This is a genomic window from Micromonospora sp. HB375 (genome assembly GCF_017872985.1).
GTDB classification, from domain to species: domain Bacteria; phylum Actinomycetota; class Actinomycetes; order Mycobacteriales; family Micromonosporaceae; genus Micromonospora; species Micromonospora chalcea.
This window is the reverse complement of sequence record NZ_JAGGJO010000001.1, coordinates 470326-482780: the sequence shown is the minus strand read 5'-3', so window position 1 is coordinate 482780 and position 12455 is coordinate 470326. Positions and strand designations below refer to the sequence as shown.

Here is a 12455-nt window from a genome sequence, read left to right as displayed (position 1 = left end):
GGGCGGCCGTGCGAAAGCACTGTCTGGATCGCACCACAGGCTTGCCACGATGAGAGTGACGGTCGGGACCGACCGGGCAGAGTGGTGGCGACGGCTTGGCGGCCACCGGGGACTCGGGTGACATCTTCACCGTACGCCTCGCGGCGTGCTTCCACACCCCCGGTCACCGGGTGCGGCACCCGGGGTGCCGGCCTGGGCGCGGACGAGCCCGGGGGCGCGGGTCGGCGAGCAGGTTGAGCTCTCGTCAGGGCAGCCCTGGCCGGTGGGACGGTCGAGGCCAGCACGGCTGCGGGACATCGCGACTCACGATCGCCAGCCGGGTCGGGTCCGCCCCGCGTGCTTGTCGTAGCCGACGTGGTCGGTGATCTCGCCGCCCAGTGCCGATTCGAGGACCCGCTTCGTCATCTGCTGCAGCAGTCCACCCTCATCGGTCAGCTTCAAATCCGTCACCGCGAGCCCGATCGGCCAGCATCGCGATCAACTGCTCGTCCGTGACCGCATCCGCCGGCCTGGCGGCCGGCTCCTGCCCCGAGGTGATCTCGGCCGTCATCTGGCGCACGGGGGTCATTTTGAGGCGGAGCCGACAGAGCCAGGTGCGCGCACGCGTCGAGCCGCGATGTAGCGGCGGCCGTACGGCGTACCATCAGAATGGTGCGGGTCCGCGGCCTGCCAGCGACATCAATACCTGCGTGGCGAGTAGCTTGCGTATGCGGGTGACGGCGACTGTCCCTACCCGATCATAGGGCAGCTCCAATTGCAGCCCCTGGTCTGCGTTGCGAAGGTCTGTCGTGATCTCGTCCGGACGGAACGTGCCGCCCCAGCCGTTGAGTCCTCCGCGCTGGTTGGTACTGAGGGAAGCCATGCCGGAGATGCAGGCGCCGTCGACCAGGATCAGCCTCGCAGGGCCGGAGTAGGTCGTCGTCATTGTCATCAACCCTTCAGAATGTAGCGCCGTGCACAGAGGAAGGCGTCGAGTCCGACCATGGCGTGCTCCAACTGGACCGCGACCGTACGTGCCTCGACCGTCAGGGCGGCGGCAGTGCGGTATCCGGCTCGTGAGGGACAAGGGTCGATGCTTGGCCGTGGTGAGCGCATGAGACGCCGAACGGCGGCCCGCTGAATCAGTCGGGCCGCCGTTCGGCGGGTGTGGATCAGAGCGGGCGGATGTTCTCCGCCTGCGGGCCCTTCTGGCCCTGGGTGACGTCGAACTCCACCTTCTGGTTCTCGTCGAGGCTGCGGAAGCCGCTCGCCGAGATCGCGGAGAAGTGGGCGAAGACGTCGGCGCCGCCGTCGTCCGGGCTGATGAAGCCGAAGCCCTTGTCGGCGTTAAACCACTTCACGGTGCCTGTAGTCATGTCTGCTCCTTCGCAGGCTGTTAGAGACCGCACGGTGCGGACCCTTACGCCGCCGCGTTGATCACCCGCGTCGAAACGACACGAAAAACGAAAAGCGCCTGGATGGGTTTCAGATGCCCCATCAGGCGCCGGAAAACGTCTACGGAAATCAAAACTGCAACCCGGCCACCGTAGCACATGATCCGTCGTGGAGCCGATGGCGGTGAGTGGGTCTGGCCACACGCCGATCCGCCGCGCGCGGGCACCGGCGGCCTACGGCCCGCCTCGGGCCGTAGGTCACGAACAGCAACATCCCGGCCGATCGCCGGGATGCGAAGAGGCGCGACAAGCAGGAGTACGGGCTACCAGGACCGAGCCGGGAGCGGGCCGGCCAGTCTGCCGCCGTGGCCCCACGCTACTGCTTCTCGTTCTGCCGCAGGGCTTCCTCGAGCTGGTCTTCCAGGATGATGATCCGACAGGCGGCTTCCAGCGCCGTGCCCTGATCCACCATCTCGCGGGCCCGGGCGGCCAGGCGCAACTGGTAGCGGGAGTAGCGGCGGTGCCCGCCGGCAGAGCGGTGCGGGTTGATCAGTTTCGCCTCGTCCAGGCGGCGCAGGAAGTCCTGCGTGGTGCCGAGCATCTCTGCGGCCTGACCGATGGTGTAGGCCGGAGTGTTCTCGTCGCCGAACATGTCATCGGGGTTTCGCCCCATGTCACCTCCACATCGAGGGCCCCGGCGCATAAGCGCCGGGGCCCAGGGTTAACGGGTCAGAACACCATCTACCGACAGGAAAGTCGGCTTGTCGTATCCGCACCAGCCATCGAAGGCTTCGGGTGCGAGGATCGCATATGCGTGACCGGAGACCACCTCTCGTTCGATGGAAACTGCGGTGTCCGCCGAGCCTGGAATGACGGCTGCTGGCGGGCGATCCAACGGTGTACGGCCCTCCCTTTCCTCTGCTACTTCTCACCCTTGCGGTCGTACGGTCCGCCGGCGCCGGAGCCCACGCAACTTCATGGCCCCGACACATGCGGCGAACATCAGCTGGAGCCCTGAGCAAGCCTTGGCCCCACCTGCGTGCCCCATCGTGCGTCACACGTTGAGGCTGACGTGCTCCTACTGCCGTTCTACGCGGAACGAATTCCGCTTTTCACCGTCCGTCGTGACCTCACGGCCGGGCGGCCCCGTCTGCGTCTTGACGGATCTTCTCTCTCGACTCGAAGAAGATTATTCCACGCCGCCGAGGATGTCTAGTCGTTCCGACCCAGATTTTCTGGTCGACCGCCGTCAGGGTCAGCGGCGAACCCCAGCAGGCACGTGCGGGGCCGCGCCGACAGCTGAGCCCCACCGCACACCTCATCGAAGATCATGACGCCCCGAAAGTGTCGGCGTCGGCCGCTAGCCTGCCGGCGTGACGAAGATCGATGCAGAGAAGGCCACGCTGTGCGAATTCCTCGAATACCAGCGCGCCAGCGTCCGAGCCATCCTGGCTGATCTGGACCCGACCGCGCTGCGGACGTCCGCCCTGCCCTCCGGATGGTCGCCGCTCGGCCTGGTGGAGCACCTCGGTCACGCGGAGCGCCACTGGTTCCAGGAGGTCTTTCGCGGTTCGGTGGAGCCACTGCCCTGGCCGGACGAGAACACACCGCTGCGCACGTCTCGATCGCCGGACCAGGTCTTCGACTTCTATCGCGACCAGTGCCGGATCTCGGACGCGATCATCGCCGCGGCGCCGTTGACGGCGGAACCTGTCGGCCGGCACCCGGAGGAGCCGCTGGCTTCGCAGACCACTGACCTGCGCCGGATTGTTCTGCACGTCATCGAGGAGACCGCCCGACATGCCGGCCACCTGGATGTCGTGCGCGAACTCGCCGACGGGCGGACCGGGCTGGGCCCGCGCTGAGCCGGGCGAGCACCGGCTCAGGTAACGACGCGGACGCCGGGCCAGCGTTCGGCGGGGCGGTGACGGGCCAGTCGTTGCCGGGAGACCTCCGGGCTGACCCTGGTCGGGTTGCGTCGCCACACGCCGTCGAGCAGGTCGTCGAGGCCGTGCGGCGCACACACCGCGATCTGTTCGTACGTGTCGAGGCGTACAGCCACGGCGGTGGCGTACTCGGGCCAGGTGGCGACCGCGTCGGCGACGGTGCGCAGCGGTGTCACCGGGCCACCGCCGAACTTGGCGGGATACCAGGTGTGCACGGCGGCCTGGTTCTTCGCCTCCCACGGCGGATCCGACCATCCCGCCACCAGTCGCCGGGTGGCCCGGTCGTCGTTGTCACGGCTCAGGTCCGCCGGGTCGAGGAAGACCACGTCGACGTCGCGCACGGACGAGGGGTCGAACCCGTGGCCGTACCGCTCGCCCCAGACGAGGTCGCGGATGACGCCCGCGCCGATCCAGGCGTCCGGGAGGCCGCAGTCCCGAACGACGCCCAGCACCCGGATCAGCCAGGGGCTGCGCCGCACCAGGTCCCGCAGTTCGTCCTCCCGCATCGGTTCTCCTGAGATCAGGTGGGGGTCGCCGGGCCGGGTACGAGGTTGAGCACCCGCAGCGCGACGTCGACCGAGGCCTGGAGGTCTTCGCGGCTCGCGCCGGCTGCGGCGTGCACGGCGTGGCCCTCGCTGAGCGCCATCACGAACCGGGCGAGCGCCCGGCTGTCGACGCCTTCCGGGAGGTCGCCTTCCTTCGCCGCGCGGGAGAGCCGTTCCTCCAGCGCGGTCTCGGTGGCGGCCCGGCCGGCGGCCAGCATCTCGGAGATGCGGGTGTTCTCCGGGGAACAGGAGAGCCCTCCTTGGATGGAGAGGCAGCCGGCGGGGTGGTCGTCGGCGGTGAGCGCGTCGGCGCTGGCGCGCAGGAAGCTCTCCACGGCGGCGTACGCGGTGGGTTGTTCTAGTGCGGCGCGGGCGTTGGCCAGGTTGGTCTCGTGGTAGCGGGCGAAGGCACGCCGGAACAGCTCCTCCTTGCTGCCGAAGGTGGCGTACAGGCTCGGCCGGTTGATGCCCATGGCGCTGGTGAGGGAGCTGAGCGACGCGCCTTCGTAACCGTGCCGCCAGAAGACCTCGGCGGCCCGGTCGAGGACCGTCTGCTCGTCGAAGGCTCGCGGCCGTCCCGGTGTCGAAGTGCCCATGCACCTACTCTACCGCTCGGTACAGAAGTGACGCAGCGCACCAACCGATCGGTACAGAACCTTGCTACGGTGACGTCACAACCGATCAGTACAAAAGACCGAGGGAGACGCATGACCGTCACGTTGATCACCGGCGCGAACAAGGGCATCGGTTTCGCGACCGCCGGGCAGCTTCTGGACCTGGGGCACATCGTCTACGTCGGGGCGCGCGACAAGCGCAAGGGCGAGGAGGCGGCAGCGACGCTCGGCGCGCGGTTCCTGCACCTGGACGTGACCGACGACGCCTCGGTGACCGAGGCCCTGTCGACCATCGACGCGGCCCACGGCCGGCTCGACGTCCTGGTCAACAACGCGGGCATCGTCGAGAGCGGCCCCGTCGACGGACCCACAGCGCTGCGGGTGTTCGACACCAACGTGGTCGGGATCATCCGGGTCACCGAGGCGGCACTGCCCCTGCTGCGCAGATCCGCCAACCCCACCGTGGTCACGGTGTCGAGCAGCGCGGGCTCCTTCTGGGCGACGAACAACCCGGACCGGCCGGAGTTCGATCTGGGGTTCCCGCTCTACTCGGCGTCCAAGGCTGCCGCCACCATGATCACCGTCAAGTACGCCCGGTCCCAGCCGGGCATCAAGTTCAACGCGGTCGAGCCGGGCTTCACCGCCACCGACATGACCGCCGCGCTCGGCGGTGGCAGGTCACCGGCCGAGAGCGCCCGGATCGTCGTACGTCTGGCGACGCTGCCCACGGACGGCCCGACCGGGACGCTCCAGGACGAGTTCGGGCACCTGAACTGGTAGCCGCGACCGACAGCCGGGAGGGGAACCCATGACAACCATCGGCATCATCGGCGCGGGCGAGGTCGGCAGCCAGATCGCACGGGCGGCGATCGCGGCCGGGTACTCGGTCGTCATCGCCAACTCGCGCAGGCCCGAGACGTTGGCGGGCCTCGTCACCGAGCTGGGTCCGTCGGCGCGGGCGGCGTACGCCAGGGAGGCCGCGGCGGCGGGCGACTTCGCCGTCGTCGCCGTACCTCTGAAGGTCGTCAACGACATGCCGGCCGAGGAACTCGCGGGCAAGATCGTCCTGGACACGAACAACTACATGGTCTGGCGCGACGGGAACATCCCGGTCCTCGACTCGGGCGAGAAGACGGTCCACGAGCTACGCCAGGAGCAGCTTCCCGCGTCGAAGGTCGCCAAGGCGTTCACCCACATCCAGGCGCCCCGCCTGCTCACCTCCGCCCGGCCCGCGGGCGCCAGTGACCGGCTGGCGCTCTCCGTCTCCAGCAACTTCCCGGAGGCGGTTGCTCTGGTGACGCGGCTGTACGACCAGTTCGGCTTCGACACCGTGGACAACAGCCCACTGAGCGAGTCGTGGCGCACCGGCCCGGGTCAGCCCGCGTGGATCCGGCACGCGCACCAGAACCGTGAGGAGCTGGCCCTCAACCTGAGGAGAGCGCGGCGCCACGCGCCGGCGTGACTCTCGTCGTCAGCGCGCGGTGGACTCCGGGCCCCGCTCGCGGGCGGGCTCCTCCGCGGCGAACGGGCTGCGCAGGCGGGTCATGGAGGCGGCGCTGATGTCCGCGGCCGGACTGCGCTCCTCGTCGGTGACCTCGGCCCCCTCGATGCTGAAGGGGTTCAGGGCGAACGTCTTGTCGGGCACGTCGTGCTCCAAGGGAATCTGCACGGCAGCACTCGACTCAGTCGTCGCGGCTGGGAAACCGTGGGAAGGGCAGGGGGTCGGCGATCAGCCGTCGATACCCCGCATCGACAGCCTAACCCTCGCCGGCCGCCTGGGCGAGCCGCGTCGACCAGGAGCACGGGGACGGGCCCGGCGCGGAGGAGTGTTCCTCCGTGCCGGGCCCGCAGGTGTCGTGCGGGTCAGGCGGCGCAGGTGGCCGTCGCGCCCTGACCGGTGCCGGTGCCCTGGAAGCCGAAGTTGGTCGTCTGCCCGGCGCCGACCTGGCCGTTGTAGCCGACGTTCGTGAACCGGACGGTGCCGCTGGTGCCGCTGGCCTGGGCGTTCCAGGTGCCGGTGATCGCCGCGCCGCCGGGCAGCGCGACGGTCACGGTCCAGCCGTTGATGCTCGCCGAGCCGGCGGTGACGTTCACGCTCGCGGTGAAGCCGCCGTTCCACTGGTTGATCGCGACCGACGCGGAGCAGCCGTTACCGCCCGGCGGCGGCGTGGTCGGGGGCGCCGTGGTCGGCGGCGCGGTCGTCGGCGGCGCGGTGGTGGGCGGAGCAGTGGTCGGCGGGTTGGTCGTCGGCGGCGTGGTGGTGGGCGGGTTGGGCGCGCCGTTGGCCAGGCTGAAGGCCAGGTCCGGCTGGAACGAACCGGCCGTGTAGCGGCAGCCGTCCGCCTCACCCGGCGGCTTCACCCAGAGGTACGCATCGATGTTGGCGTCGCCGGTGTTCGTCGTGGGGTACTGCCCGATGCGCCGGTCGGTGTTGTCGTCGGCGCACCAGTCCCCGGCCGCTCCGCCGTTGCGGCTGGTGTCGATGACCTGCCGCTTGCCGGAGATGCCCATGCCGTTGAGGGCGGAGATGACGGCCCGGCCGAAGTTCGCCTCGCTGGACGTGGGGTTGAAGTTCGACACGTTGGTGAAGAAGCCGTCGGCGTACTGCACGCCGGCCGCGCGGAGCCGGTTGGCCGTGTCGTTCGCGCTGTTCCAGGTGGAGTGGCCGCCGTCGAGGTACACCTTGGCGTTGGGGTTGCCCGACTTGATGGTCTGGGTCGCCGTGGTGAGCGCCTGGTTGCGGGCGTTCAGCTCGCTGGTGCTCAGGCAGGTCTGCAGGGCCAGCGAGTCGGTCTCCAGGATGATCAGGACCGTCTGGTTGCCGAGCCCGCGGGCGAAGTTGGACACCCAGGTCTGGTACTGGTTGAGGTCCGGCGCGCCACCGGCGCTGGCGCCGCCGCAGTCGCGGTTGGTGATCTCGTACACCGACAGCACCGGGATCTGCTGCGCCGAGTTGGCGGCGCCGATGAACGCGGAGACCTCGGACTGGATGGTCGACGGGTTGAAGTTGGCGTACCAGCGGGCCTGCGGCTGGCTGGCGATCTTGTCGCGGATGACGGCGGCGCGGGAGTCGCCCGGGTTGGCGGCGACCCAGCGGACGACCGCCGAGGACGGGTCGCGGTAGAGCGATCCGGACACGGTGCCGGCGGACGCGCCGCCGACGGCGAGGCCGACGCCGGCGGCGGCGAGACCCGCTACGGCCGCCACGCTGATGGCCGCTGACCTGCGGCGGGCGGAGAGGATAGCCACGACGTGTTTCCTCCTGATCACATCGACGTATCTAAGTTCGTGGGAGCGTTCCCACGACGGTAACGGAGGCGGACGTCGATGCCAAGATGTGAACGTCGGTCACTGACCCGTAATCTTGCGACGGTCGACGAAGCGGCGGGGAGGAAGACCAGGCATGACGGCGCTATCAGGCCAGGACCTGCCCAGGCCGGCGGACGAGGATCTGCGGACGCTGTTCGGCAAGTCCATCGCCGTCTTCGCGGCGCTCGCCGGGCCGACGCACGTGGTGGAGGCGGCGAACCCGGCATTCTTCGCCGCCATCGGTGAGGAACGCGCACGTACCGGAGTTCCGCTCGCCGAGTTGATGCCGGAACTGGACGGCCAGGGCTTCATCGCCCTGCTGGACGAGGTCTACCGGACGGGCGAGTCCTACACCGGTCACGACGCCCGGATCATGCTGGGCACCGGCTCGCACGCGCGGGAGGCGTTCTTCGACTTCACCTACGAGGCGCGCCGCGACCCCGCCGGCACGGTGACCGGGATCCGCGTGATCGGGGTGGAGACCACGCAGGTCAAGCACGCGCAACGGCTGATGGCCGAACACCGCGCCATGCTGGAGCAGATCGCCCGGCAGGCGCCCCTGACCGAGGTGCTCGACGGGATGGCCCGCTGCATCGAGAACCTCGCGCCGCAGGAGGTGCTCGTCTCCGTCCTGCTCGCCGACGCCGACGGCCGGCACCTGCGCCACGGCGCCGCGCCCAGCCTGCCCGACTTCTACAACGAGGCCATCGACGGGATCGCCACCGGTGAGGGCGTCGGATCGTGCGGCACCGCTGCGCACCGGCGGGAGCCGGTCGTCGTCACCGACATCGCCACCGACCCGTTCTGGGCCGACTTCCGCGATCTGGCCGAGCGGGCCGGACTCGCCGCCTGCTGGTCCACGCCGATCCTGGCCCGCGACGGCAGCCTGCTCGGCACGTTCGCCATGTACCACCGCACCCCGCGCGTCCCGCGGGACACCGATCTGGCCCTCGCCCGGGTCTTCACCGGCACCGCCGCCCTGGCCATCGAACGTCACCACATCGAACAGGCGAAGTCCGAAGCGGACGCCCGTGCGCGAGCCGCCCACGACGAGCTGGCCCGGGTGGTGCGGGCGGAGCGGGAGCTACGGGCCGAGGCGGAACAGCGCGCCGCCGCGGCGGCGGAACTCACCGCCCGGCTGCGCGCCGCCGCCGCCGCGCAGGCCGCCACTCCCCGCCCCGAGCGGTGTCAGCTCGGCGGCAGCGACGGCTGCGCCGCGCCCGCCGAGATCAAGGTCGCCGACTCGTGGGGCGACTCGGCGTGGGGCTGCCCGGTGCACGTCGAGGAAGCCGTCATCAACGTCCGTTCGGTCTTCATCGCCAACGAGGAGCTCGGCGGCCTGTCCGCCTACCTCGACCGCTGACGCTCTCAGAGCTGCACGACGTGGCCCACCCGGGGCGGCGTACGGCCGGCGAGGACGTCGAGCCAGGCGTCCCGCAGCGCCTCCGGACCGGCGCCGGTCCGCACGTCGAGCCATCCGCTCACCACCTGCGAGAACCGCTGCCAGGCGTCGGCGAACCGGGCGTCGAGGCCGTCGCGGCCCCAGTCCCGGCTGCGCTTGCGCATCTGGACCGGCGCGAAGAAGACCTCCTCGGCGGCGTCGGCGTTCGGCGTCTGCCGGGTCAGGCCGACGGCGATGTCCCGGACGAGCCGGTCGCCGAGGTGGGCCCGCAGGGCGGCCCGGTGCGCGGGCGCGCCGGACAGGTCGAGGTAGACCGTCGGCACGACGTCGAGCGCCGCGATGTCGTCGTACGCGAGGACATCGTCGTAGCAGCCGAGCGACCTGGTGAAGGCGAGGTTGCCGGGTGAGGTGAGCCCGATCAGGCGATGGCCGCGGCCGTGCAGCTCGAACGCGGCGGCGTACGCCGTCTTGCTCGACGCCGACGACAGCACAAGCGATTCCGCGCCGTACCAGTCGTTGTCGACGACCTGGTCGGCGAGCATGAACGAGGTGAAGAACAGCGGCCGGAACAGGATCAGCAGGTCCTCCTGCTCCGCCCGGTACGCGGGGTCGCCGGTGGTCGACCGGTAGGAGTTGTACGGCGAGGGCAGCCCGGCCCGGTGCGGGCTGGCGTCCCGGAAGCCGGTCCCGTCCACCCGCTCCGGGCGTACCACGAGGTGGCCGGCGGGCGGCAGGTAGCCGTAGACCCGCACGCCCGGCTCGACTCCTGACACTGTGGATGCAACCACCTCGGCGAAGCCCCACAGCGGCGGCAGTCCCCACCGCCGGTCGAGCCCGCGCGGCTCGGGCGGGAAGAACTCCCAGTAGCGCATCGCCTCGCCGAGCACCGCGTACGTCACGTTGTTGGCGGTCAGGCCGACCCGGTCCACGCGCAGCAGCACCTCCCCGTCGGCGAGGGCGGGCGCCGCGCCGTCGGCGAGCGTGGTGCGGGCGAGGTCGTCACGGGCCACAGCGAACGTCCACGAGTCAGCCATGGCCTGACGCTAGGCAGCAGCGAAACCGGAAACAAGTGCACTGGGAGTGCAAAATCCCACTCGGCGGGGTGCGCCGGCCCGACCGGCGCTCGGGTCACCGCGTCGGCCGCGCCGGGGCCGGGAGCTGGTGCCGGCGGATCAGCCGCTGCCCGATGAACGTGCGCCAGACCCGGTCGGCGACCGCCGGTTCGACGATCCAGAGCCGACGCTGCGCCTCGGCGAGCGTGAGCGGCGTGCTGAACAGGTCCAGGAACAGACGGCTGCTGCGGTTGAGCGCGAACACCTGGCCGTCGGTGCGGCGGAACAGGTGCCGGTTCGCCGGCAGGTCACCGGGGACACCCTCCTGCTCGTCGGACCGGATCCGCCGGTACGCGTCCCAGACCTGCTCGTCGTCGCGGTCCACGAACGCGCCGTTGGCGAGGAACTCGGTCCGGTCGTCGGTGTCGTGCCGCACCCGGTCGTGGGCGAGCACACCACGTACCGCGGTGCCGTACCGGTCGTGGTAGAAGAACGTGTGCGGGGTGTCGGTGCTGCCCAGCCAGGGACGGTGGAAGTGTCCCGGGTTGAGGTCGGCCTTGGCCCGGGCGACCTCGGCCTGCGCCGCCTCGGTCACCGGCTCGTCGTACCGGAGCATCCGGACGATGTCCGAACCCTCCACCGGCCGTACGTTCGTGATGCCGAACCGGTCCGGCTCCTTGGCGACGATGGCGCCCGGGGTCAGCATGAAGTCGCCGAGCCCGCCGAGGGTCCACAGGTCGGGGTTGTCGCGCAGGAACGCGATGCTGTCCAGCGCCTCCTCGCGGGTCTCGGTGGGAAAGCCGGTGAAGCCCATCATCTGCACGCCGATGTTGGCCTTCGTCATCGCGGTCATGGTGCGCCGTACCTGCTCCGGTCTGGTGCCCTTGTCGATCAGGTCGAGGATGCGCTGGTTGCCGGACTCGAAACCGACCGACACGGCCACGCATCCGCTGCGCCGCAGCAGCTCGCAGCGCTCGTCCGACCAGTACTTCTCCAGCCGGATCTCGGCGCCCCAGCGGAAGTCGAGCCCGCGCTCCACGACCTGCTCGGCGAAGCGCAGGATGGTCGCGGGAGCGAGCACGTCCACGGAGAAGTAGATGAACTTGGCGAACTTCGACAGCTCGGTGACGTCCGTGATCATCTTGCCGACCGTGTCCTGCCGCCACGGGCTCGTCGGGCCGTCGGTGTTCAGGCCGTAGTCGCAGAACGTGCACTTGTTCCAGTAGCAGCCGCGGGTCGGCGAGTAGTAGACGAACCGTTCCGGGCTGAGGTAGAGGTCCCAGGGCAGACCGGAGAAGTCCGGGACCGGCACCTGCGCCAGACGCTCGTAGCGCAGGGGCAGCTGGCGCTGGCGGCCGTACTTGGGGTGCAGGCGGACGTTGGGGTGCCCGGCCGGCAGGGTGCCGGTCGCCACCGCGTCCAGGATCTCCGTGTACGCGCTCTCCCCCTCCCCGACCACGATCGCGTCGAAGTCGGCGAGCACCTGGAAGACGTACTCGGGTCTGCTGGCGCACTTCCAGACGTCGGAGATCTCCGTGCCACCCGCGACGAGGAAGACGTCCGGGCAGGCCCGGCGGACGAGCCGGGCGATCCAGAGCGCGAACGGAAGCTGCCACTGATAGGTGGCGCTGATCCCGATCACCTGGTGGCCACCGGCGGCCAGCCGCGGGATCAGCACGTCCTCGTAGTACGGCTGGAAGGGCTTGTTGAGCCGACCGAGCAGCGCCTCGTCGGTGAGCGCGGCCACCGAGCCGATCGAGATCATCGGCGGTGGCTGCAGCCGGAAGCCGGCGCGGAACTGCCCGGGGAACCCGACCGCGCCGAGCGCGTCCATCCAGGAGATCACGCCTTCGACCGCGTCCTGGTAGTGCCGGTAGTCGTAGAACAGGTTCGGATCCTGCAACACCCCGATCGACCGGCGCAGCCGCTCCGGATCGGGGTCGGGCAGGCCGAGGTGGTTCGCCCGGGCCATCAGCGCGTCCGGGCCGCTGAGGTCGTCGGTCGAGGACCGGGACAGCTCCCGTCGCAGCCACTCGTACGCCGACGGCGTGTACGAGTGGTGGAACGCCTCGATGTTGGCGTCGATGATCTCCGCCGGCCGGTGCCCCTGTGCCCGGGCGTACGAGTCGAGGTAGTTCAGGGAGTGGTACCCCGAGGTGGGGTCGGTCAGCGGGGGGTAGATTAGTGCCGCCTTCACCGTTCCGCTCATCGACG

General features: G+C 70.1%; 15 protein-coding genes. 4 read left to right on the top strand and 11 right to left on the bottom strand.

All coding sequences use genetic code 11. The annotated features are described in order from the left end of the window. Positions 1 to 303: 303 nt before the first annotated feature. The 5 genes from J3R08_RS02430 to J3R08_RS02415 all read right to left on the bottom strand — a co-directional run bounded on the left by J3R08_RS02430 (position 304) and on the right by J3R08_RS02415 (position 2046). On the bottom strand, positions 304 to 441 hold the full coding sequence (locus J3R08_RS02430) for a hypothetical protein (protein ID WP_197494984.1): 138 nt from the start codon (positions 439 to 441) through the stop codon (positions 304 to 306). Beyond that, the gene (locus J3R08_RS32350; RefSeq protein WP_255358612.1) at positions 425 to 559 is read right to left on the bottom strand and encodes a hypothetical protein; all 135 of its coding nucleotides are present in this window, start codon (positions 557 to 559) and stop codon (positions 425 to 427) included. Before J3R08_RS32350 ends, J3R08_RS02430 begins: the two co-directional genes overlap by 17 nt. An 84-nt stretch (positions 560 to 643) precedes the next feature. Continuing rightward, the gene (locus tag J3R08_RS02425; protein ID WP_043326979.1) at positions 644 to 925 is read right to left on the bottom strand and encodes a hypothetical protein; all 282 of its coding nucleotides are present in this window, start codon (positions 923 to 925) and stop codon (positions 644 to 646) included. Between the two features lie 226 nt (positions 926 to 1151). Beyond that, on the bottom strand, positions 1152 to 1355 hold the full coding sequence (locus J3R08_RS02420) for a cold-shock protein (RefSeq protein WP_043326981.1): 204 nt from the start codon (positions 1353 to 1355) through the stop codon (positions 1152 to 1154). Between the two features lie 394 nt (positions 1356 to 1749). Beyond that, positions 1750 to 2046: a helix-turn-helix domain-containing protein gene (locus tag J3R08_RS02415; RefSeq protein WP_043326983.1), complete on the bottom strand. Its 297-nt coding sequence runs from the start codon at positions 2044 to 2046 to the stop codon at positions 1750 to 1752. Positions 2047 to 2746: 700 nt separating this feature from the next. On the opposite strand from J3R08_RS02415, the gene J3R08_RS02410 reads away from it, so the two are divergent. Continuing rightward, entirely contained in the window at positions 2747 to 3238 is a 492-nt protein-coding gene (locus tag J3R08_RS02410) for a DinB family protein (RefSeq protein WP_199744079.1), read from the top strand. 17 nt (positions 3239 to 3255) lie between these two features. Here J3R08_RS02410 and J3R08_RS02405 read toward each other — a convergent pair whose 3' ends face one another. Together J3R08_RS02405 and J3R08_RS02400 are read right to left on the bottom strand one after the other, a co-directional pair. Then, positions 3256 to 3825, bottom strand: coding sequence for a nucleotidyltransferase family protein (locus J3R08_RS02405; RefSeq protein ID WP_069087864.1), 570 nt, complete (start codon positions 3823 to 3825; stop codon positions 3256 to 3258). Positions 3826 to 3839: 14 nt separating this feature from the next. After that, on the bottom strand, positions 3840 to 4460 hold the full coding sequence (locus J3R08_RS02400) for a TetR/AcrR family transcriptional regulator (protein ID WP_069087863.1): 621 nt from the start codon (positions 4458 to 4460) through the stop codon (positions 3840 to 3842). 111 nt (positions 4461 to 4571) lie between these two features. Between J3R08_RS02400 and J3R08_RS02395 the strand changes: the two genes are divergently transcribed. Continuing rightward, positions 4572 to 5258, top strand: coding sequence for an SDR family NAD(P)-dependent oxidoreductase (locus J3R08_RS02395; protein WP_069087862.1), 687 nt, complete (start codon positions 4572 to 4574; stop codon positions 5256 to 5258). 28 nt (positions 5259 to 5286) lie between these two features. Beyond that, complete coding sequence (locus J3R08_RS02390; protein WP_069087861.1) at positions 5287 to 5940, top strand: NADPH-dependent F420 reductase; 654 nt, start codon at positions 5287 to 5289, stop codon at positions 5938 to 5940. A 9-nt stretch (positions 5941 to 5949) separates the two neighbouring features. Here the strand turns inward: J3R08_RS02390 and J3R08_RS02385 are convergent, their stop codons facing one another. Both J3R08_RS02385 and J3R08_RS02380 read right to left on the bottom strand, forming a co-directional pair. Then, positions 5950 to 6147 (bottom strand): hypothetical protein, encoded by a 198-nt coding sequence (locus tag J3R08_RS02385; RefSeq protein WP_069087860.1) that lies wholly within the window; start codon positions 6145 to 6147, stop codon positions 5950 to 5952. A 194-nt stretch (positions 6148 to 6341) separates the two neighbouring features. Next, positions 6342 to 7727, bottom strand: coding sequence for a glycoside hydrolase family 6 protein (locus J3R08_RS02380; protein WP_069087859.1), 1386 nt, complete (start codon positions 7725 to 7727; stop codon positions 6342 to 6344). A gap of 154 nt (positions 7728 to 7881) precedes the next feature. Between J3R08_RS02380 and J3R08_RS02375 the strand changes: the two genes are divergently transcribed. Then, the gene (locus J3R08_RS02375; protein WP_064448575.1) at positions 7882 to 9150 is read left to right on the top strand and encodes a GAF domain-containing protein; all 1269 of its coding nucleotides are present in this window, start codon (positions 7882 to 7884) and stop codon (positions 9148 to 9150) included. A gap of 5 nt (positions 9151 to 9155) precedes the next feature. Here the strand turns inward: J3R08_RS02375 and J3R08_RS02370 are convergent, their stop codons facing one another. Beyond that, positions 9156 to 10223, bottom strand: coding sequence for a DUF2855 family protein (locus J3R08_RS02370; RefSeq protein ID WP_069087858.1), 1068 nt, complete (start codon positions 10221 to 10223; stop codon positions 9156 to 9158). Between the two features lie 94 nt (positions 10224 to 10317). Then, positions 10318 to 12450 (bottom strand): radical SAM protein, encoded by a 2133-nt coding sequence (locus J3R08_RS02365; RefSeq protein ID WP_083296950.1) that lies wholly within the window; start codon positions 12448 to 12450, stop codon positions 10318 to 10320. Positions 12451 to 12455: the final 5 nt, after the last annotated feature.